23 protein-coding genes and 3 pseudogenes are annotated in these 21769 nt (G+C 35.7%); 22 read left to right on the forward strand and 4 right to left on the reverse strand.

Annotated features, from left to right (window positions below):
* Nucleotides 1-36: 36 nt before the first annotated feature.
* The 5 genes and pseudogenes from yhaM to AC3WVA_RS09250 all read left to right on the forward strand — a co-directional run bounded on the left by yhaM (nt 37) and on the right by AC3WVA_RS09250 (nt 2902).
* A complete protein-coding gene (yhaM, locus tag AC3WVA_RS09230) occupies nt 37-981 on the forward strand; it encodes a 3'-5' exoribonuclease YhaM (protein ID WP_000726642.1) in 945 nt (314 codons plus the stop codon).
* 234 nt (nt 982-1215) lie between these two features.
* Entirely contained in the window at nt 1216-1524 is a 309-nt protein-coding gene (locus AC3WVA_RS09235; RefSeq protein WP_000534161.1) for a hypothetical protein, read from the forward strand.
* A 235-nt stretch (nt 1525-1759) separates the two neighbouring features.
* A pseudogene (locus AC3WVA_RS09240) lies at nt 1760-2016 on the forward strand (hypothetical protein).
* Nucleotides 2017-2205: 189 nt separating this feature from the next.
* On the forward strand, nt 2206-2589 hold the full coding sequence (locus AC3WVA_RS09245; RefSeq protein ID WP_098299287.1) for a UCP019853 family protein: 384 nt from the start codon (nt 2206-2208) through the stop codon (nt 2587-2589).
* A gap of 55 nt (nt 2590-2644) precedes the next feature.
* Nucleotides 2645-2902: a hypothetical protein gene (locus AC3WVA_RS09250; protein ID WP_087985658.1), complete on the forward strand. Its 258-nt coding sequence runs from the start codon at nt 2645-2647 to the stop codon at nt 2900-2902.
* A gap of 44 nt (nt 2903-2946) precedes the next feature.
* Here the strand turns inward: AC3WVA_RS09250 and AC3WVA_RS09255 are convergent.
* Nucleotides 2947-3063: pseudogene (locus tag AC3WVA_RS09255) on the reverse strand (N-acetylmuramoyl-L-alanine amidase C-terminal domain-containing protein); the annotation flags it as partial.
* Nucleotides 3064-3431: 368 nt separating this feature from the next.
* On the opposite strand from AC3WVA_RS09255, the gene AC3WVA_RS09260 reads away from it, so the two are divergent.
* The 14 genes from AC3WVA_RS09260 (at nt 3432) to glpD (ending at nt 17504) form a co-directional block, all read left to right on the forward strand.
* The gene (locus tag AC3WVA_RS09260; RefSeq protein WP_097852846.1) at nt 3432-4376 is read left to right on the forward strand and encodes a ring-cleaving dioxygenase; all 945 of its coding nucleotides are present in this window, start codon (nt 3432-3434) and stop codon (nt 4374-4376) included.
* A 44-nt stretch (nt 4377-4420) separates the two neighbouring features.
* Nucleotides 4421-5398 carry a ring-cleaving dioxygenase gene (locus AC3WVA_RS09265; protein ID WP_492321869.1) on the forward strand — a complete coding sequence of 326 codons (978 nt, stop codon included), beginning with the start codon at nt 4421-4423 and terminating at the stop codon, nt 5396-5398.
* A 256-nt stretch (nt 5399-5654) separates the two neighbouring features.
* Nucleotides 5655-6743 carry a response regulator aspartate phosphatase gene (locus AC3WVA_RS09270; protein WP_492321870.1) on the forward strand — a complete coding sequence of 363 codons (1089 nt, stop codon included), beginning with the start codon at nt 5655-5657 and terminating at the stop codon, nt 6741-6743.
* Nucleotides 6743-6976 carry a hypothetical protein gene (locus AC3WVA_RS09275; RefSeq protein WP_195756805.1) on the forward strand — a complete coding sequence of 78 codons (234 nt, stop codon included), beginning with the start codon at nt 6743-6745 and terminating at the stop codon, nt 6974-6976. Before AC3WVA_RS09270 ends, AC3WVA_RS09275 begins: the two co-directional genes overlap by 1 nt.
* Nucleotides 6977-7215: 239 nt before the next feature.
* Nucleotides 7216-8088, forward strand: a complete 873-nt coding sequence (locus AC3WVA_RS09280) for an alpha/beta fold hydrolase (RefSeq protein WP_492321871.1) — start codon at nt 7216-7218, stop codon at nt 8086-8088.
* Between the two features lie 228 nt (nt 8089-8316).
* Nucleotides 8317-8517, forward strand: a complete 201-nt coding sequence (locus AC3WVA_RS09285) for a sporulation YhaL family protein (RefSeq protein ID WP_000449227.1) — start codon at nt 8317-8319, stop codon at nt 8515-8517.
* A gap of 173 nt (nt 8518-8690) precedes the next feature.
* The gene (locus AC3WVA_RS09290; RefSeq protein ID WP_000554487.1) at nt 8691-9542 is read left to right on the forward strand and encodes a DUF2935 domain-containing protein; all 852 of its coding nucleotides are present in this window, start codon (nt 8691-8693) and stop codon (nt 9540-9542) included.
* Between the two features lie 292 nt (nt 9543-9834).
* Nucleotides 9835-10491 (forward strand): DUF7018 domain-containing (lipo)protein, encoded by a 657-nt coding sequence (locus tag AC3WVA_RS09295; protein ID WP_341013780.1) that lies wholly within the window; start codon nt 9835-9837, stop codon nt 10489-10491.
* Nucleotides 10492-10519: 28 nt separating this feature from the next.
* Nucleotides 10520-11581 carry a DUF3994 domain-containing protein gene (locus AC3WVA_RS09300; protein WP_098347352.1) on the forward strand — a complete coding sequence of 354 codons (1062 nt, stop codon included), beginning with the start codon at nt 10520-10522 and terminating at the stop codon, nt 11579-11581.
* A gap of 455 nt (nt 11582-12036) precedes the next feature.
* A complete protein-coding gene (locus tag AC3WVA_RS09305; protein WP_098347353.1) occupies nt 12037-12486 on the forward strand; it encodes a helix-turn-helix domain-containing protein in 450 nt (149 codons plus the stop codon).
* 88 nt (nt 12487-12574) lie between these two features.
* Nucleotides 12575-13135 carry a glycerol uptake operon antiterminator GlpP gene (gene glpP, locus AC3WVA_RS09310; RefSeq protein WP_001970619.1) on the forward strand — a complete coding sequence of 187 codons (561 nt, stop codon included), beginning with the start codon at nt 12575-12577 and terminating at the stop codon, nt 13133-13135.
* A 228-nt stretch (nt 13136-13363) separates the two neighbouring features.
* Nucleotides 13364-14185: a glycerol uptake facilitator protein GlpF gene (gene glpF / locus AC3WVA_RS09315; RefSeq protein ID WP_098347354.1), complete on the forward strand. Its 822-nt coding sequence runs from the start codon at nt 13364-13366 to the stop codon at nt 14183-14185.
* A gap of 12 nt (nt 14186-14197) precedes the next feature.
* Nucleotides 14198-15688 carry a glycerol kinase GlpK gene (glpK, locus tag AC3WVA_RS09320; RefSeq protein ID WP_098347355.1) on the forward strand — a complete coding sequence of 497 codons (1491 nt, stop codon included), beginning with the start codon at nt 14198-14200 and terminating at the stop codon, nt 15686-15688.
* 133 nt (nt 15689-15821) lie between these two features.
* The gene (gene glpD, locus AC3WVA_RS09325) at nt 15822-17504 is read left to right on the forward strand and encodes an aerobic glycerol-3-phosphate dehydrogenase (RefSeq protein ID WP_492321872.1); all 1683 of its coding nucleotides are present in this window, start codon (nt 15822-15824) and stop codon (nt 17502-17504) included.
* Nucleotides 17505-17702: 198 nt separating this feature from the next.
* Here glpD and AC3WVA_RS09330 read toward each other — a convergent pair whose 3' ends face one another.
* Both AC3WVA_RS09330 and AC3WVA_RS09335 read right to left on the reverse strand, forming a co-directional pair.
* Nucleotides 17703-17867 (reverse strand): hypothetical protein, encoded by a 165-nt coding sequence (locus tag AC3WVA_RS09330; RefSeq protein WP_000561154.1) that lies wholly within the window; start codon nt 17865-17867, stop codon nt 17703-17705.
* A 476-nt stretch (nt 17868-18343) separates the two neighbouring features.
* Nucleotides 18344-18790, reverse strand: a complete 447-nt coding sequence (locus AC3WVA_RS09335) for an aminoacyl-tRNA deacylase (protein ID WP_046945949.1) — start codon at nt 18788-18790, stop codon at nt 18344-18346.
* Nucleotides 18791-19189: 399 nt separating this feature from the next.
* Here AC3WVA_RS09335 and AC3WVA_RS09340 point away from each other — a divergent pair, with 399 nt between their 5' ends.
* Genes AC3WVA_RS09340 through AC3WVA_RS09350 form a run of 3 tightly spaced genes read left to right on the forward strand, consistent with a single transcriptional unit; the run spans nt 19190 to nt 21408 of the window.
* Entirely contained in the window at nt 19190-19723 is a 534-nt protein-coding gene (locus tag AC3WVA_RS09340; protein WP_492321873.1) for a sigma-70 family RNA polymerase sigma factor, read from the forward strand.
* Between the two features lie 4 nt (nt 19724-19727).
* A complete protein-coding gene (locus tag AC3WVA_RS09345) occupies nt 19728-20135 on the forward strand; it encodes a PadR family transcriptional regulator (RefSeq protein ID WP_492321874.1) in 408 nt (135 codons plus the stop codon).
* A gap of 7 nt (nt 20136-20142) precedes the next feature.
* The gene (locus AC3WVA_RS09350; RefSeq protein WP_098520055.1) at nt 20143-21408 is read left to right on the forward strand and encodes an FtsW/RodA/SpoVE family cell cycle protein; all 1266 of its coding nucleotides are present in this window, start codon (nt 20143-20145) and stop codon (nt 21406-21408) included.
* Nucleotides 21409-21509: 101 nt separating this feature from the next.
* Here AC3WVA_RS09350 and AC3WVA_RS09355 read toward each other — a convergent pair.
* A pseudogene (locus tag AC3WVA_RS09355) lies at nt 21510-21713 on the reverse strand (hypothetical protein); the annotation flags it as partial.
* Between the last annotated feature and the right edge of the window lie 56 nt (nt 21714-21769).

Here is a 21769-nt window from a genome sequence, read left to right on the forward strand (position 1 = left end):
TATACTAAAAGTAACTGATTTGGTGGAGGAATTCGAATGAAAAAGAAAATTGCAGAATATGAAGTTGGTGAACAAGTCGATGTTTTCTTGTTAATTAAAACAGCGACAAAAGGTATCGCAAGCAATGGAAAGCCGTTTTTAACAGTAATCTTACAAGATCCAAGTGGAGATATTGAAGCGAAGTTATGGGACGTATCACCAGAAGTTGAGAAACAATATGTAGCGGAAACAATCGTTAAAGTAGCTGGTGACATTCTAAACTACAAAGGACGTATTCAATTACGTGTGAAACAAATCCGTGTTGCAAATGAAAATGAAGTAACGGACATCTCAGACTTCGTAGAAAAAGCGCCAGTGAAAAAAGAAGATATGGTTGAGAAAATTACGCAATACATATTTGAAATGAGAAACCCGAACATTCAACGTCTAACAAGACATTTATTAAATAAGCATCAAAACGAATTTTTAGACTATCCTGCAGCGACAAAAAACCATCACGAGTTCGTATCTGGATTAGCGTATCACGTCGTATCGATGCTAGATTTAGCGAAAGCTATTTCAAATCTATACCCATCGTTAGATAAAGACTTACTATATGCGGGCGTTATTTTACACGACCTTGGTAAAGTAATCGAATTATCTGGCCCAATTTCTACGACGTATACGTTAGAAGGAAATTTACTAGGTCACATTTCGATTATGGTGAACGAAATTGGTAAAGCAGCAGATGAGCTGCAAATCGATGCAGAAGAAGTATTAATTCTTCAACACATCGTGCTTTCTCACCACGGAAAAGCAGAATGGGGTAGCCCGAAACCACCATTAGTAAAAGAAGCAGAAATTCTGCACTACATCGATAACTTAGATGCAAAAATGAACATGATGGACCGCGCATTAGGACGCACAAAACCAGGCGAATACACAGAGCGTGTCTTTGCGCTTGATAATCGTTCGTTCTATAAGCCGTCGTTCCATAATTAATAGTGTGAATTGAATGGCCTCATTAAGTGTTAAAAGCTTAGTGGGGCTGTTTTCTTTATTAAAAATGAAATAGTTAAAAAGAATCTTTGAAGGTATTTTTAAAGTTGGATATGCGACAGCTCATGCTAAAACGGTCCCTTGGAAAGCTCCTGATTCAGAGCCTTTCAACCCACTGGACGAACACTTTAAAATCCCTTTAGATAAAGTATTTGATTAATTAAGGAGTGAATTGAAATGGGAAGATACCCAACGATTACAATAATAAAAGAATTAGATAATAGCGAATATACGATTTATAGTTTTGGTCCTACTATTGAGATTTGCGAGCAATACCCAGAAATGTATGAAAGATGGCGTTTTAAAATTTTGAAAGATAAAATAAGCTTTGAAGAAGGCTATGTTTTACTTGATGATTTGCCTAAGGAAGATTTTCAATTATTTTACAAGTGCGCCTTTAAGATATATAAGCAAATTGATGAACATGGTGGAATGGAGAATATTAAAAATATTGATTTACCAAATCAAATTTCATTTATTATTTAAAAGATATAATGGGGTAACCTAACCATGAAATAAAAGGGGTGTTCTATCTGAAGACGCCCTTTTATTTTACTAGCAACCATTTTGCATATACTATTAATACATTTAGAGGACTTCCATATTGAATTTTTAAAAGAAGACTATGCATTCCTAATAATTTTAAAATAGAAATTAGGGGATCATTTTTCTCGAATAAATCCAAACATAAAATTCAGCATAAATAAGGAGGTCTTTACATATGGCAATATGTTTATTAATGAACAAAGAATTTGAAGATGAGGAAATAGTTGTATATCAATTTTATCCCTCAGAATATCCAGATAAAATCGGAAAAATGTATTTTCATAAAAAAGAGCAAATGTTTCATGAAATAGATCCAGTTCCGGTAAAATCAGCTGCAACAAGTGAACATTACTTTCATTGTGCATGTAGTAGACTAATGAAATGCATCAAGAGTGGTGGAAAATTTTGGAAGAAATGACATACGGAGTATAGCATAACAAACAAAGTTATAAAAAAAACTGCTCAAATAAAGAGTCGGTTTCTTTTTCATACTGTTACTAGGTTAATAGATTTATACATAGACTTCATTTACAGTAACATCTTTATCCTGCCAAGAAGAGTATTATTGAAACGTAGATTATTAATCTATAAACCTTGCTGATTAATAATTGGAGGAAAAATATGAAATACATGGCATATGTAGAAAAAATTGATGAGCTAATTGAAGAGGAAGTTACAATAAATATTAACGGTGTAGTGTTTACGGGATTCTCCACTGTTTGTCCATATAAAATTGAAGAAGGAAAAAATTATCCTGTTATTCTCGACATTACAGTTTTTGATGATATTGAAATAAATGAAGGAATAGATGGAGTGAAAAATTTAAAGAGAATTGATAATTCTTTCAAGTATCGTATTAGTGGAATGTTAAATCCTGAGTTTATTGATGCAGGGATTATTATTACAGACGAAGATGAAATATTCCCGGAACACAGTGAATACTTTAACAAGTATGTTGAAATTGAAGTTGATAGAATCAATATTGAATTTGTAAAAGAAGGCTAGTTATTTTCCACAACTCCAAACATGAAATTCAATATAAATAAAGGGGGCCTTATTTATGGCAATATGTTTATTAATGACTAAAGAATTTGAGAATGAAGAGATAGTTGTTTATCAATACTATCCTTCTGAATCACCCGCTAAAATAGGTAAGATGCACTATAATAAAAAGGAACGAATGTTTTATGACATAGAGCAAGCTCCAGTGGATTCCTTAAATATGAGAGAACATTATTTTAATTGTGCGTGTACTAGGATTGTGCGATGTCTTAGAAAGAACGAAGAATTTCCAGATAGCATGGCATATGAAGCATAATGAAACGAACATAAAAAAAGCCACCCAGCAGGAAGGATCTTATCTTACTTAACCTCATACCACCAACATCTACGATCAAGGTATCTTTTCATTCCATTAAGTTGCCCATCAGGTGTTTCATAGGGTGAGAAAGCTCCTGATTTGATGATGTTTTGTTTTGCTGATGGCGTTGCAACTTTAATCTAGATTGACGGTTCTTTTCTCCACGAATGTTTTTTATATTTACTAAACCATTCTCCAGTCCAAAATGTTATTCATTAAAAAAATATCTCGAATTTGAGATTTTTCTCTTGCTTTTTAATCACTTGAGTTGTAAAGTGATAGTAACGAAAGCGATTGAGTCATATGAAAAACATACACTCACTTGCTTTCGACTTACAAAACAAAGTAACTTATGCAGTAAAAACTAAGATGAATTTACAAAAACATAATTAAGAATAAATTGAAACACTAAAAACCATATTAGTTGTGGGAAATGTTATTTTTTTAGTTATCACTTGACTAGTAAAATGAAACGGAGGAATAAACAATGTATGAAATTAAAGGGCATCATCACATTTCAATGGTTACGAAAAATGCAAATGAAAATAATCGTTTTTATAAAAATGTGCTTGGCTTACGTCGTGTGAAAATGACAGTAAACCAAGATGATCCGTCCATGTATCACTTATTTTATGGAGATAAAACAGGAAGTCCAGGTACGGAACTATCATTTTTTGAAATTCCTTTAGTAGGAAAAACGTACCGTGGTACGAACGCAATTACGCGAATTGGATTACTCGTTCCGTCAGAACAAAGTTTACATTACTGGAAAGAACGATTTGAGAAATTTGGTGTGGAACATAGTGAAATAACAACTTATGCAAATCGTCCTGCTTTGCAATTTGAGGATGCGGAAGGTCTTCGTCTCGTACTACTCGTTTCAAACGGAGAAAAAGTGGAGCACTGGGAAACGTGGGAGAAATCAGAAGTTCCTGCACAGCATCAAATTCAAGGAATGGGTTCTGTGGAAATGACAGTTCGTAGACTTGATAAACTGGCGAGTACACTAACAGACATATTTGGTTATACAGAAGTTAGCCGAAGCGATGAAGAAGCGATTTTCCAGTCTATTAAAGGAGAAGCCTTTGGAGAAATCGTTGTGAAATATTTAGATGGTCCTACTGAAAAACCGGGCCGCGGTAGCATTCACCATTTAGCGATTCGTGTGAAAAACGATGCAGAGCTTGCTTACTGGGAAGAACAGGTAATAAAAAAAGGTTTCCATTCTTCAGGCATTATCGACCGTTTCTACTTTAAAAGCTTATACTTCCGCGAATCAAACGGAATCTTATTTGAAATTGCGACAGATGGACCAGGATTTACAGTTGATGGGGATGTAGAACATTTAGGAGAAAAACTTGATTTACCGCCGTTCTTAGAAGAAAAGCGAGCAGAAATTGAAGCGAAATTAGCACCTATTGAAGAGAAATAATAGAAGAAAAAATAAAACTTTAAAAACCACTGGAGGAATATAAAATGAACCAATTAAAAGGAATTCACCACGTTACAGCAATTACAAGTAGTGCAGAAAAGAACTATGAGTTTTTCACTCACGTTTTAGGAATGCGTTTAGTTAAAAAAACAGTAAACCAAGATGATATTCAAACGTACCATTTATTCTTCGCAGATGATAAAGGTAGTGCAGGAACAGATATGACATTCTTTGACTTCCCAGGTGTTCCAAAAGGAGTACACGGTACAAATGAAATTTCAAAAACTTCATTCCGAGTGCCAACTGATGCAGCATTAGCGTATTGGGTGAAACGTTTTGATCGTCTTGAAGTGGAACATATAGGTATTAAAGAGCAATTTGGTAAGAAAACTCTTTCGTTCGTTGACTTTGACGATCAACACTATCAATTAATCTCAGATGAATTAGATAATGGAATAGAATCAGGTACACCGTGGCAAAACGGACCAGTTCCATTAGAATATGCAATTACTGGTTTAGGCCCTGTATTCATCCGTATTGCAAACTTTAGTTTCTTCAAAGAAGTGTTAGAGAAAGTTCTATTATTTAAAGAGGTTGCGCAAGAAGGAGAATTCTATTTATTTGAAGTGAATAAAGGTGGAAACGGTGCTTCTGTCATTGTAGAACATAATACAGTTCTTCCTGAAGCACAACAAGGGTTTGGTACGGTGCACCATGCTGCATTCCGCGTAGAAGATCGTGCTGTATTAGAAGAATGGATTGAGAGAATCACTAGCGTTGGACTTCCGTCATCTGGATATGTAAATCGCCACTTCTTCGAGTCATTATATGCAAGAGTTGCACCACAAATTTTATTTGAATTCGCAACAGACGGCCCAGGGTTTATGGGAGATGAGCCATACGAAACACTTGGCGAAAAGTTATCATTACCTCCGTTCTTAGAGCCAAAACGTGAAGAAATCGAAAAATTAGTTCGTCCAATTGATACAGTGAGAAGTACGAAGGAATTTATGAAAGAGTAACAATAGAAATAGTAAGTAGGAGAGCAAGTAGTTTTAGCTGATCGCTGGAACTGCTTGTTTTTTTATTTGTTCTATGAAGTTTTCTGACAATTTTTTCTCAAGTTATCAAAAAGGAAAACTTTAGTATAATCAATTAAAATATTTAATCTTCTGATAATTATTTTTCAATACATAGAAAAGAGGTGGTAATATACAATTTGGATAATTGTATAAATATCCTAATTTTGTAAGTTTGAAGAGAAGGGGATGCGAGTGTATGGGAGCAGATGTAGTAACACGGGAGCAAATGAAACATTCTTTAGATGATTGGTATCGTGTAATGTTGCAGCAAAACATAGAGAAAGCCACGGAAATGAAAGAGGAGATTGATAGTAAGATTAGTGTGCTGGATGTGGATCAGGATGTATTGCTTTATCATGCGTTATTGAACTTTAGATATGATGCATTAGTTGATTGGATTGGGGTTAGAGAAGATAGTTTTGATAAAGTGGAATCTTTCGAAACTCCGGAAGAAGGCTTTTTAGCGTATTACTATCACTTTTTCAAAGGGTTTCATTGCACATTAATTTCAAATTATAACGAAGCGAAAGAACAGTATGAACAAGCGGAGAAGTTATTAAAATATATTGCAGATCCGATAGAACATGCGGAGTTTCATTATCGTTACGGATATCTTTATAATCAATCATATCAACAAATGTTGGCGATCGATCAAATAAAAAAAGCAAAAGCGGACTTTGTAAAACAACCAGGTTATGAAATTAATCTTGCGTTGTGCGAAAATATGTTAGGGCTGTGTTATATTGATTTACAACAATTTGAGTTCGCTGAAGAAACATTTAATATAGCATTGAATGTTTTCCAACAAGTTAATCATGAAAAATATGTATTAATGGTTAGAAATAATTTAGGTTTATTATACGCGAATCAAAATTTATCTGAGTTAGCTATCCGTCACTTATCAGAGGTAACAAAGAAATCTCCTAATCATTTTCGAGCACTATACTTGGAATCAGACGAATACCTAAAACTAAATGAATTAGAAAAAGCAGAGTCATTAATAAATAAGGGGTTACATATTTGTAATCAGTTAAAAAACCAAGAGTATCAATACCGATTCATGATTTTAAATAAAATGAATGCGACTACTGGTGAGTTTGAAAATGTTGTTTTAGATGCGATTTCTTATTTTGAAAAAGAAGAATTGTTTGATTGTATTCAGGAGTATACAGAACGCTTAGCAGATAAATTTTATTATGAAAACAATCATGAAAAATCTAGCAAATATTATCATATGAGTAAAGAAGCAAGAAAAAACCAAATGATAAAAGGAGCGTTAAAATAATGAAAAAAATTGTATTAACGGTAATGGGATTCGCATTTACTTTATCTCTAGGATTTCATGATTTTAATTCAGTTGCACTTAATAAAGGTGATGGTGGCGGAGCACCAGCAAGACCAGACTACGTTAACATTGGCGACACAGGCGGAGCGCCAGTAAAACCAGATTATACTAGAGGCGACACAGGCGGAGCACCAGCAGATAATAGAGGTGACGGCGGAGTAAGCCAACTATAATAACAAAGAAAAGGACTTCAACATGAAGTCCTTTTCTTTGTTATGAGGCCATGTAGATAAAACAATTGACTTACTTTAAATATGTAACTATAATAGTTACAGAATAACCATCACTAATAGCAGTGAGTAATATTTTTTTAATATAATTGTAACTATTGTAGTTACAATTAAAAATAATTATAAAACAACCAAATAATGTAAAAACTTTAAATAGCAACAAGAGAAAGGAGACGGGAATGTTGAAACGGTTTAAGTTTTATTTGATTAGCGGTATTGTGCTTGTTTTGCTTATCGTATGTAACTTCGTTGATAAGCCGATTGCGAAGGTTGGAGAAGTGAAAGATACTGTTATGATGAAGCTGCATACGAAAGAGAGTATGGCGCAAATTGATGGGCAGACGATTTATTTTAAGCAAATTGGCGAGGGGAAACCGCCTTTACTTATGCTTCACGGGTTTGGTGGTTCATCTGATGGATTTAGTGATATTTATCCGGAACTTGCACGAGACCACACGATTATAGCGGTTGATATTTTAGGGTTTGGCCGTTCTTCTAAGCCGGTTGATTTTCAGTATTCGTTTCCTGCGCAAGTGAATTTATATTATAAACTAATGAAGAAACTCGGATACGATCAATTTGCAGTACTTGGTCATTCGATGGGCGGAGAGATGTCCCTGAATCTAGCGTATTTATATCCGGATGCAGTTACGCATCTCGTTTTAGCGGATTCTACAGGGATCGAGTCTTTCCAGCAAAAAGAAAGTTATAAAATGCCGCCGCTATCAACCGATCTTCAAACGGTAACTGAGATTACGGATTATAATAAAAGTGCGGTGAAAAATAGTCGTGATGATAAGGGGCATTATGATCAGCTGACGAAAATGAGAGAGCGCCGCATCGCGATGGAAGCCGATAAAATCAAGGTTCCGACTTTAATTATATGGGGACGACATGATAAGAGCGTTTCTTGGAAAAATGGTGAACTGTATCATCAGCTATTTGCGAATAGTACGTTCCATATCATTGAAAAGGGATACCATGCACCGTTTCGTCAGGAACCAATCGAATTTATGAAATATGTACAAGTGTTCTTCGCGAAGAATCCGCAATAAAGTGAAACTTTAATCAGTAGGGGTTTTCTTCATCCCCCACTGATTATTAGTTGAACCAATCGGACTTTTATGGGCAGTTGATCCCCCACCTAAATTCTTTGCTTTCGCTAAATTTTGAGCTGGGGGTCTTACTGCCCATTAAAGCGGGATAAATTTTAAGCATAAATCCACCTCTTTCCTCATACAGTGAAACTAATAAGGCTTGTCTAAGGAAAGGAATGAAGTAGAGTGGAAACTTTACCATGGTGGGTGTATCTTGTAATTGTTGGAATCGTATTAAGTGGCTACATGGTTTTATATACTTCAAAAAAAGAGCAAGAGATGGATAATGAGTTTATTGAAAAAGAAGGCGAAGTGTATATGAAGCGCTTAGCAGAGGAACGCGAGAAACGTAATCAAGATAGTGATAAGGATTCTGTGTTGCTTTAATAGACATTTTGAAAGGCTACCACTTAGTAGAACTTTACATCTAGGTGGTAGTCTTTTTTCTTTTTGGGGAGCATGTATACGAAATTCATCATGAACTTTTATAAATGGTATTTATATATATTTCTACTCATAAGAATAGAACTAGCGGGGTATTTTACTGGGGGGGATTAACAATGCATAGGGATGAAACATCATTACATCCGGATACAGGTGTTACATCTGTAATGTTTGTTGAGCGTTCATTAAATGAAATTCGTTTTTGGTCTAGAATCATGAAGGAGCATTCTCTTTTTCTTCGCCTTGGGTTTAGATGCGAGGATACGCAACTAATTGAAGAGGCGAATCAATTTTATCGATTGTTTGAACATATTGAACAAATAGCGCATTCCTATACAAATGAAACAGATCCTGAGCAAATCAAAAGATTTAATGCAGAAGTACAACAAGCCGCAACGAATATTTGGGGATTTAAACGAAAAATTTTAGGATTAATTCTCACATGTAAATTGCCAGGACAAAATAACTTTCCATTGTTAGTTGATCATACGAGTAGGGAAGCTGATTATTTTAGAAAACGTTTAATGGAATTAAATGAAGGGAAATTAGATGCCCTTCCTGATGCTATTATTAAGGAAAATGTTTTCTTTTTACGGATTATGGCAGACCATGCTAAATTTATTGGTCACCTCCTTGATCCATCAGAAAGAAAGCTTGTAGATACAGCACGGAATTTTAGCAATGATTTTGATGCATTAATGTATCAAGCAATTGACTTAGAATCTATGAAGCCACAATCTCAAACAGTCCCTCTTTTAGATCAATTTTTAGATCAAAATCGTGTGTCGGTTGCATCTCTTCGGGATTTTAAGAAAACAGCACGTGATTTAATTGAGCAATGTAAAATAAAGAGTATCATCCATCCATTATTAGCAGACCATGTTTTCCGTGAAGCTGATAGATTTCTTGAAATCATTGATATGTATGATGTTCACCTTACCAATATTCAATCACAACCTAGATATTAGAAGATAAAGAAAGATACCATTTTATTTTCAGCTGAGAAGTTAACAATGTATTGTTAGCTTCTTTTCTTTGTGATTAAAAGTTCTTTTCGTTTAGTAAAGTTCCCTTTAAATATTACATAAATCCCTTTGACCAAATATGTAATTCTCTGTAAAATGATATATATGGAAAGATTATGAATATACAGGAAACCTATGAATGTTAGCTTCTAATAAATTATTCGGGGGAAATTTATTAGTTAAGTATATTAACTTGTTTGCACTATATTTTACAAATAAAGGGGTATTAGTAATCATGAAAGCAAAGAAATTAGTAAGTTTAGCGTTACCAGTTATGTTATTGAGTGGTTGTATTACAATTGAAACGGATGGTAAGAAAGCTGAACCGAAGAAAGAGGAAACGCAAAAGGTAGAGAAAGAGAGTAAGGCTGCTGAAAATGAGAGCAAGTCAACTGATAGCAAGAAAGAGGATAGTTTATCTGTAGCGAAAGGTGAAGGTACAAATAGTAGTTCATCAAGTAGTCAACAAGGTAATAATTCAACTGCTTCTAATTCTTCAACTGGTAAGGTAACGGGTTCAGATGTTGAAAGGTACAAGGCAGATATTATAAACAGTGCTACTCAAATTGAAGATACGATGAAATTAATTGAAGGAATAGCAGATTCAGATGTAAAGTCATACAAACAAAAGAAAAGTGAAGTACAACTGAGTTTAGGTGGAGCAAAGGCAACTGCAACGAAACTGAAGAATCTACAAGCGCCTCCTGAATTACAGGGAGAACAAGCGAAGATAAAGCAATCAATGGAACTGTATGCGGATTGTTTCCAACTTCTCTTTGATGCATTAGACCAAGAAGATGAGAGTAAAATGCATCAATCATTAAGTAAAGCACAAGAAGGCTCAAAACTGTTTGAAGAAGCAGCGAAGAGCATCGGTAGCAAAACCAACTAAGAATAAATGACTTAAAGGGGTATGAGGTATGAAAGTAAAAAAACTAATAGCTGCTGCAGTTCCAGTTGCTATATTATTAAGTGGTTGTGTTACAGTAAAAGATTCGGCAAATAAAGAAGAAACAAGTAAATCTAAGGCTGCTGAAACGAAAGAAAAATCAACGAATTCGAAAGAAGAAAGTAAAGATGTTCAAAAGGTTCGAGTTTTAGATGAAGATTATGCACAATATTTATTAGATATTGAACAGGATATGTTAAGACGATTTGATTACTATGATGCCTCTGTAAAAGATTTGAGAAATGGAAGTAAATCAAAAGCTGAGGTATTAGATAGTATTAAAGACATCTATAAAGTATTTGATAAGATAGAGAAGATTTACGCACCGCCAAAACATAAAGAAGACCAAAAAGAGATTGAAAGAGCGACAGGTAAACTAAGAGAAACATTCGGTGAAATAGAGAAGTTATTCAACGATAAAGGCTTCAGCTTAGAGACTGATAAGGAAATCTTAAATAAAGCAAATACAAAACTAGAGGAAGCAAAACGTATTTGGAAACCTACATTCGACAAGTTAAGATCCGAAATAAAAGGTGATACAGCCACAGAAAAATCAACTAGTACAACAAGTACTTCTACACCGACAAACCCAACTACTGGTAGTCAGGCTCAAACAGATAAAAGCCAAGCTAAAACGGGAATATTTGCAGGTACAGCTGGTACAAGTGAAGAGTTAGGAATTAGTTATGGAAACATGGAGAAGAACATCAAAGATGGTACTGAAATTATTGGTAATTGGGGTATTGATTACGGTAGTGGTATAAAAACTACGTTAGTACTAAAAGGTGATAAAACATTTGAGTCCTATGCGAATGGTTCTTATCCGAATAAAGATAACTACTTAACAGGAACATATGCGGTAGATGTTCCGTCATTCCAGTTATCTTTAAAAGTAACAAAGGCAGTTAAAGACGGTCAAGAAGTAAAGTTAACAAATGATAGTATGATGTATAAATTACAAAACTATGATGGAAACACATTACAAATTTATCATATGGACGATAACGTTCATATTCGTTATGCGAGACAATAAATAATTGGTAAAAAACTCTGTAATAAATTTTACAGGGTTTTTTGTTCGTTCTAATTGTATTTCTTCGTTAATTTCTCTGGCGCTATTCAGGTTAGTATAAGTTGAGAAATCAACAAAACGATTTGAAGGATAAGGATTCGGTTTTATTATAATTAGAGCAGAGTGGATAACGTATCGTTATCCACTTTTTTATTTCCTGAAATATATCGAACACAACTTGAAATATATCAACGATTCGATATGAGATATCGACTTACCGACACAAAACGACAATGTTAAGAAGTACAATTATTGTTCGGGAAATTATTATAGAAGAAAAATATATGAAATCGAAACACTACATAGCCCCATGACAACCTGTAACGTACAAGTTGCACCACCTACGCAACGACAACTCGCTTTACTCTTCACCAGTTATTTGCCCATACTAGACGTAGAGAGGTGATAAACACAGTATGATTTTTAGTGAACGCTTAAAACAAGAACGAGAAAAACGAAATTGGTCGCAACATGATTTGGCTGAAAAAATTCATGTAAGTAGGCAATCTGTTTCGAAGTGGGAGACGGGAAAGAACTATCCGAGCATTGAAATTATTATTCATTTAAGCGATCTGTTCGGTATTACGATTGATGAGTTGCTAAGGAATGATGAAGAGTTGACGCAGAAAGTTATTGAAGATAGTAAACAGTTAGCACATCCAAAATGGAAGGTGTTTTTCGATAGTCTCTTTATGATGGGCGTATTTTTATTTCTTACAAAAATCGTTGTATGGATGCTAAATAAGTTTGCAGGAGCGAGCATTACACTTGTAGCGGATGCACCGTATGTAATGAACTTTTTACCTCTCATCTTAATGGTCATAGGTGGTATAGGATCTGATAATTTAAAGAAAATATATAGATAGAAGAAAGAATTTCCCCACACTAGCTGTTCTTTCCACTCAAATTGTGTACTATAAAGGATAGGATGACATAAAGAAGGGGACATTTAGAATGGAATTTCATGAACAGAAGATTTTGCCAGCAGTGAGGCAAATTAAAGATTTAGAAAAGCTACTACATAGTTCGTATGAGTATATCGTTATTTTGGATATTCATGTCGGTCAATTGAAGAGTGTCGTGTCACTTGCGAAGCAATATTGTAAAAAGGTGTTTTTACATGTTGATTTGATCCATGGATTACAAAGTGACGGGCATGCGACGGAGTATTTATGCCAAGAGTTTAGACCGTACGGGTTACTTTCAACAAAGGCGAGCGTTATTATGAAGGCGAAGCAAAAGGGCGTTGTGGCAATTCAGCGTATCTTTTTAATCGATTCTAGTGCAATGGAGAAGAGTTGCAACCTGTTAGAAAAGACGAAGCCGGATTATATTGAGGTGCTTCCAGGGGCAATGACGGACATTATCGCTGAAGTGAAAGAGCGCACTGGTGTACCGATTTTGGCGGGTGGTTTTATTCGTACAGTTGATGATGTGGAGAAAGCGTTACATGCTGGTGCGACAGCAATTACGACATCAAAACGCGAACTATGGAAACATTACCAAAAAAAGTGACGAAAATGTGAAAAAATTCTGTTGACACCGCTTTCATGAAAGGTTAACATTATAGACAAGTTAATAAACGTGACGGAGAAAAGTAGAGATCCACATTTCATTGTTTCTATATAAATTTATATAGAAGCGTGCAAAGCTGTGGGTCTTTTTCTTTTGACAAAAACGAATGGCCATTCATTTTACCTCTATCACATTTGGAAGCGTTTAAATTGATTGTGGAGGGATACTATGTCAGCATTTTTAGGAGAGTTAGTAGGGACTGCATTGTTAATCTTACTTGGTGGCGGCGTTTGTGCTGGTGTAAGTTTAAAGAAATCGTTTGCGAAAGATTCTGGTTGGATTGTCATTACAATGGGCTGGGGCTTAGCAGTAGCGGTTGCAGCGTACGCAGTTGGATCAATTAGTGGGGCACATTTGAATCCGGCTTTAACGATAGGACTAGCATTTAAGGGAGCGTTCCCATGGAGTGACGTACCAGGTTATATCGCAGCACAAATGATTGGGGCAATTATCGGGGCAGTTCTCGTATATTTACATTACTTACCACACTGGAAAGAAACAGAAGATCCAGGAACAAAATTAGGTGTATTTGCAACAGGTCCAGCAATTCCGAACACATTTGCAAACCTTTTAAGTGAAATGATTGGAACATTCGTTTTAGTATTTGGTATATTAGCAATTGGAGCAAATAAATTTGCAGATGGATTAAATCCATTTATCGTAGGTTTCTTAATTGTAAGTATTGGTTTATCATTAGGTGGAACGACAGGATACGCAATCAACCCGGCTCGTGATTTAGGTCCGCGTATCGCGCACTTCTTCCTTCCGATTGCAGGAAAAGGCGGTTCAAACTGGAAGTATGCATGGATTCCAGTAGTTGGTCCAATTTTAGGTGGATCACTTGCAGGATTATTCCATCAAGTTGTATTTGAAGGAAAACAAAATGCAGCACTTATTTATGTAATTATTGCAACTGTGATTGTACTAGCAATCTCTTATATGACAAGTAAAAAAAGTGAAAACAACACAAATAGTAGAAAAGTAGCATAGGGGGAAACCGATATGAAAAAATATATTCTTTCTTTAGACCAAGGAACAACTAGCTCACGCGCAATTCTTTTCAATAAAAAAGGTGAAATTGTTCATTCGGCTCAAAAAGAGTTTACACAACATTTTCCAAAGCCAGGTTGGGTAGAGCATAGTGCGCAAGAAATTTGGGGATCTATTTTAGCAGTTATCGCAACTTGCTTAAGCGAAGCGGATGTGAAACCAGAACAAATCGCTGGTATCGGTATTACGAACCAACGTGAAACGGCGGTTGTATGGGATAAAACAACAGGCAAACCAATTTATAATGCAATCGTATGGCAATCTCGTCAAACAGCTGAAATTTGTGATGAGTTAAAAGAAAAAGGATATAGCGAAATGGTTCGCGAAAAAACAGGTCTTTTAATTGATGCATACTTCTCTGGTACGAAAGTAAAATGGATTTTAGATAACGTTGAAGGTGCAAGAGAAAAAGCAGAAAACGGCGATCTATTATTCGGAACAATTGATACGTGGCTTGTATGGAAACTATCTGGTGGTAAAGCGCACGTAACAGATTATTCAAATGCATCACGTACATTAATGTTTAACATTCACGACTTACAGTGGGATGATGAGCTTCTAGATATGTTAACAGTGCCAAAGAGCATGCTTCCAGAAGTACGTCCATCATCTGAAATTTATGGCGAAACAATTGACTATCACTTCTTCGGTCAAAATGTACCGATTGCAGGTGTAGCTGGTGACCAACAAGCAGCGTTATTTGGACAAGCTTGCTTCGGTGAAGGTATGGCGAAAAATACATACGGAACTGGTTGCTTCATGTTAATGAACACAGGTGAAAAAGCAGTAGCTTCTGAGCATGGCCTATTAACAACAATTGCATGGGGAATAGATGGTAAAGTAAATTACGCATTAGAAGGAAGTATTTTCGTAGCAGGTTCTGCAATTCAATGGTTACGTGACGGAATGCGCATGTTTAAAGATGCAAGTGAGAGTGAAGTATATGCTTCTCGCGTTGAATCAACTGAAGGTGTATACGTTGTACCAGCATTCGTAGGTTTAGGTACACCGTACTGGGATAGTGAAGTACGCGGGGCTATGTTTGGCGTAACACGCGGTACGACGAAAGAGCATTTCATTCGTGCAACACTAGAATCTTTAGCTTACCAAACGAAAGACGTATTATGCGCAATGGAAGCAGATTCAGGTATTGAACTAAAAACGTTACGCGTTGATGGCGGAGCTGTTAAAAATAACTTCTTAATGAAGTTCCAAAGTGATATTTTAGATGTTCCTGTAGAGCGTCCAGTAATCAACGAAACGACAGCTTTAGGTGCAGCGTACTTAGCAGGTCTTGCGGTTGGATATTGGAAAAACCAAGATGAAATTAAAGAACAGTGGCATATGGACAAACGCTTTGAACCAACGATGGAAGCGGCAACAAGCGAAGAGTTATATGCTGGATGGAAAAAAGCAATTGAAGCAACAAAAGCTTTCAAATAATCATAAACAGTGTTATAATGGTGACAAGTTAATAATTCGGTAGGAGATTTGGAGAGACCACAACACGCTATAGAGGCGAAATCTATAGCGGAGTTTGTGGTCTCTTTTTTCGTTATCAAAGGGAGGAATTACCATGAAATTTTCAAGTAAACAACGTAAAGACGTATTAAACGGAGTAAATAAACAAGAATTAGATGTGATCGTAATTGGTGGAGGTATTACTGGTTCTGGTATTGCATTAGATGGAGCAACACGCGGGTTATCAACAATTGTGTTTGAAATGCAGGACTTTGCAGCAGGTACATCAAGTCGTTCAACGAAGCTTGTACACGGTGGTCTACGTTATTTAAAACAACTTGAAGTGAAAATGGTAGCAGAGGTAGGGAAAGAGCGTGCGATCGTATATGAGAACGGTCCCCATGTAACAACACCAGAGTGGATGTTACTTCCGTTCCATACAGGCGGTACGTTCGGATCATTCAGTACATCAATTGGTCTTCGTGTATACGACTTCTTAGCAGGTGTAAAACGAAGCGAGCGTAGAAAAATGTTTAACCGTGAAGAAACATTAAACAAAGAGCCTCTTGTAAAACAAGAAGGATTAAAAGGCGGCGGTTACTACGTAGAATATCGTACAGACGATGCGCGTCTTACAATTGAAGTAATGAAAGAAGCAATTGAACACGGTGCAAAAGCTGTTAACTACGCAAAAGTAGATAGTTTCTTATATAAAGATGGAAAAGTATGTGGTGTACGTGTAATCGATTTACTAGACGGTGAAGTATACGAGGTTTACGGTAAGAAAATTGTAAACGCAGCTGGTCCTTGGGTAGATACACTTCGTGAAAAAGATAACTCGAAAAAAGGAAAAGTACTTCAGTTATCAAAAGGTGTTCATTTAGTAATTGATCAAAAACGTTTCCCATTAGGTCAAGCGATTTACTTCGATACACCAGATAAACGTATGGTGTTCGCGATTCCTCGCGGCGGAAAAACTTATGTAGGTACAACAGATACGTTCTACGATAAAGACGCAGCTGTACCACAAATGACAACAGAAGATCGCACATACATCATTAATGCGATTAACTACATGTTCCCAAGCGTAAAAATTACAGAAAAAGACATCGAGTCAAGCTGGGCTGGTGTTCGTCCGTTGATTTACGAAGAAGGTAAGAGTGCATCTGAAATTTCTCGTAAAGACGAAATTTGGACTTCTGAATCTGGTTTAATTACAATCGCAGGTGGTAAATTAACAGGATACCGCAAAATGGCTGAAATGGTAGTAGACTACGTAACGAACTTACTACAAAAAGAAGGGCATAGTGCATATCCGAAGAGCGATACGAAACATATGCCAATCTCTGGTGGACATGTAAGTGGTTCACACGGATTCCCAGCATTCGTTGCGAAAAAAGCAGAAGAAGGTACGAAATCTGGTTTAACGAAAGCACAAGCAGAAGAATTCGCGAAATTCTACGGTTCTAACGTAGACGTACTATTCGACTTAGCGAAAAAACATAAAGAAGAAGCGAAAGAATACAACATGCCGCTAGACGTTCTAATCCCGCTTGTATACGCAATGGATTACGAAATGACAGCGAAACCAGTTGACTTCTTCGTACGCCGCAGAGGCGCTGTATTCTTCAATATCCACTGGGTATACGAGTGGAAAGAAGCAGTAATCAACTACATGGCTGCGAAACTAGGCTGGAGCAAAGAAGAACAAATGAAATACACAGCTGAATTAGAAAAAGCATTAACAGACGCTGTTATTCCTGTAGACCAACAAGAGCAAGCAGCTGCGTTAGCGTAAAATAGAGAAACACCTGAAGGAGTGCCCTTTAGGTGTTTTTTATCTTGACTAAAAATAAATAAAATGTGTTACAATGATGGTAGAGTATATAGTATGAATTTTGCATAAAATAAAGAAGACAGAAGCCTGAGAAACTTCTGCCTTTGTAACCTAACTTGCTATTGTGGTGGTAGTAGGTGCGGTTATAAGACAATTACATTAACGTTTTAGCCGAGAACCGCCCTTACCTTTTCCACGAAGCAGGGTGGTTCTCGCTTTTTTGTATACAGAAATTAGCCATGGACCGACGTATCTTCTACCGATGACAACGCCAGCTCCGGTTAGGATACCATACACTAATTTAATGACAAACATCGCGATCATATTATCACCTCCCCCTTTTTTCAAAATGGAAGAGATGATTGCCACACCTACTAGTTATAGCTTATTAAGTTACATTTCAATTGTATTATGTTTTAAAATAGGGAACAAGACAAATGAATACGGATATGAGGTGTATCATGAAAAAATTAATTACTTATGATCCTAAAATCTAGATGGTATATCTGTATGTAATTCCGTTCACTTCAGAAATTGAGGTTGAATAGACTGAAGAGTTAGCAGAAAATCCAAAACTAAATGTAGATATTGTAAAATGACAATAAAGTTATTTAATTTAAAAGCCCAAACAAGTATAACCCCATTCTAAATTTAGGACGGGGTTAAAAATATAGTTGTTTAATCTTGATGTAAGATACTTTACTACACTAAAAAAATATAACAATAAAGTGGTTTGGAAATTTAGGTTTTATTCAAAAAATGGCACCCGTTTGTTAAACAAGAAAATGTAGTATTCCCTATTAATCGAAAGTTGCGATCACTTGATTTAATTCATTTAAGGCCTGTGGTTCAAGTTTTAAAGTAAATGTTGATTGACCAGTACCTCCGTAAATATAATCATAATGGAAAAGTCGTTTGTCTATCACACAAGGTAAATCAAGACCTACCATACGAACACTTCCTACCTGAAAGCCTGTAACTTTTTGAACTTCCTCTGGAGATGCTAATTTCACTTTACTACAACCTAAAATATTAGCTATTTTCTCAAAATTAATTTTACTACGGCTTCCAGATACAATTAACCCAAAGAAGCCTTTATCGGTTTTTAGTATCATCGTTGGAGCTGTTTGCCCAACTTCAATCCCAAAATACTCTGAGCCCTCTTGTCTTGAGTGTATCGGTTTTTCGTGTTGAATTATTGCATATGTATAGTTGCTTTTCTCTAAAATTTCTTGCAATTCCTCCATAAGAAACACCTCCAACATTAATTTTAACATAGAAAATTGCGGTAATATTTAAAAGGCGAACTATTAAATTAAATGAGTTCTCTTTTTAATTTAGCGGAGGATACACCCTGCTCAAAGAAAATTACCTAGAAGCTTTTGGATGATGAATTTGATAAAAACATTTATGAAGATCCAGAACTACTAGAGCACTACGATAAAACCCTTATCACAAACTGAAAGAGCGCCTTGGGAGAGAGGCGCTCTTTAGGTGAATGTATTGTAACGACTATTCGGTTTATTATATGTAAGTAGCTGGAAAGTGTTTTATAAAAAAACGTGATTGCCATCTGTATTTTTTTATAAATTTATAAAACTTTTCCATACAGTGCGTCGTCTAATATATGGGAAGGAGGAAATGATGTGGATGAATTAACGGTAGAAGCGTTTGAAATAGAGGATAAGGAACTCCTTATCGATGAAATTATGAACAAGTATGGGCAAGAAGTCCTGCAACTTGTGTATTCATATGTAAACAATAAAGAGGTTGCTGAGGATGTAACGCAAGATATATTTGTGAAATGTTATAAATCTCTTCATACATACAAAGGGAAGTCGAATGTGAAAACGTGGTTATGGAGAATTGCGATTAATCAATGTAAGGACTATATAAAAAGTTGGTATAAAAAAAAGGTCGTCGTGACAGAGGATGAATCTGCTTATATAGGGGTTCAAAATGATAGTGTCGAACAAACTGTTATGCAAAATGCGGAGGACCGTGAGCTCGCGTCTGCGGTAATGAATTTACCAATAAAATATCGAGAGGTCATTTATCTATTTTATTATGAAGAATTATCAATTAAAGAGATTGCTATTGTAATAGACGTGAAGGAAAATACGATAAAAACGAGACTGAAAAAAGCGAAGGAGCTTTTGAAGAAAGGATTGGAGGAATAATCAAATGGAAGATCGATTAAAAGGCCTGCGAAAATCAATGGAAAATACAACGTTTAAACATTTGAGTTTTTCTGATCAACATCGAAAGCGGGTACGCGAAAAAATCAATGCATCACATGAAAAGGAAGAGGACATCTCTTTAGCGATTTTACAGCTCCTCAGTAATGAAAAAACAGGGTACGAATTGTCGCGGCTACTACGAGGGAGAGGGATTCGGAAATTCGAAGGAAATGAAGGGTTTTTATATACCGTATTACATCGCCTAGAGCAGAACCGTTTTATTCAATCGAGCTGGGATCATGCAGGGGCGAAATATTATCAATTAAATGATAAAGGAAGAAAGATGCTGCGAAAGGCAGAAAAAAATGCTACGAAGGTACAATTTATACTAAAAGGCTTAGTACAGGAGTGAGGCGAAATTGAATAAAAAAGGGGAGCGTTTTGTAAGTGAAGTTACGAATCATATTAAATCAAAAGAAGCGAAAGATTTTGTAGCAACTGAACTAGATTTTCACTTAAAACAGGCGAAGAACACGTGGATAGAAAAAGGTTTAATTGAGGAAATTGCTGAAAATAAAGCTGTGGAACAAATGGGAAGTCCGAGTAAACTAGGGCGGGAACTTAATAAACTTCATAAGCCAAAGGTGGATTGGTTCTTACTTATTTTATTAGTGGCTGCTATGGGGTTAGGGTTTTTACCAGTTTTAGTTTTTGGATATACGAATGATGTAATAATGAATAAGGTGATATTTGTTATTCTGGGTGTTATAACAGCGATTGGGATGATGTTACTTGATTATCGGAAATTAGAGAGAATGGGATGGTTGTTTTACACAATTGGAGTAGTTGTCTTGTTAATTCTATACTGTTTTCCAAACGCTTCAATGATTGGAGAACCGTTAATAAAAATTGGTCCAATTGCAGTTGACTGTTTAATGGCAGTTCCTTTCTTTTTTCTAGCTTGGGCTTCTTTTTTCAATAATAATAGGTTAAAAGTTATACATCTTGTGGTTTTATATTTATTTTCTTTGTATTTATTTTTAATTGTATCCACCCTTTCGTCAATTTTCATCTATATTACGATGGTATTCGTTATGCTTTGGTGGAGTAAGTTAGGAAAGAAAACGGCGTTGATTATTACGGTTGTACCTATTTGTTTATTTATTATCAAGGTATTCGTATCATGGTCTTCAGGATACCACTTAGATAGATTTTTAGGGTATATAAATCCAGAGAGTGATGCACGTGGCGCAGGGTTTATGTATATACGTTTAAAAGAGAAAATGTCGTCAGCGGGTTGGTTTGGGACATATGGGGATGTAAAGTCCATCCCTAATCCAGATACTGATTTTGTATTTGCAAGTTTGACTTACTATTATGGGTATTGGCTTGCGTTAATTCTTGTCTTCGTTCTTTCTCTTTTTGTAGCAAGATTAATAGCTATATCTTATAAAATAAATGATCGGTATGGTAAATTGCTGCTCGTTGGTGGAGTGACTCTTTTTGTATTCCAGTTCATTTATAATGTTGGAATGATACTAGGATTATTGCCGCATGCTGCTATATCCTTACCTTTTATTAGTTACGGATTAACGCCAACTGTATTTCATGCGCTTATAATGGGGATTGTGCTGAGTGTATATAGACGTAAAGATATTTCATTTAGAATGAGAAAAACACCTTGATACTTATATAAGTTGTATATAAAAGAATGCATTATTATGATCAAGTACAAACGTAAATAGATAGTAGAAGAGGGTTATGAGAAATAACCCTCTTTTCGTGTTTAAATAAGTGCGCTCACCTTAATAGAAGTACATAATTCAGAACGAGATATCGATTCAGCTAGTTGTTGTAAATAAGTGTATTCTTCTTCATCTTTTTTGGAAGTGTCAGGATCTAATGAAGGTGAGGATAGAAGTACGTCAATCGTAAGAATGTCTGCATCGTGAGAAGTGATGTGATAACCTGCAAATACAGGGCGTTTAATGAAATTTAAGTAAGTGCGTGTTTGCATGCGTATCACTATTTTATGTACAATAAAAG

It is taken from the genome of Bacillus sp. EB106-04-02-XG92, from assembly GCF_058791995.1.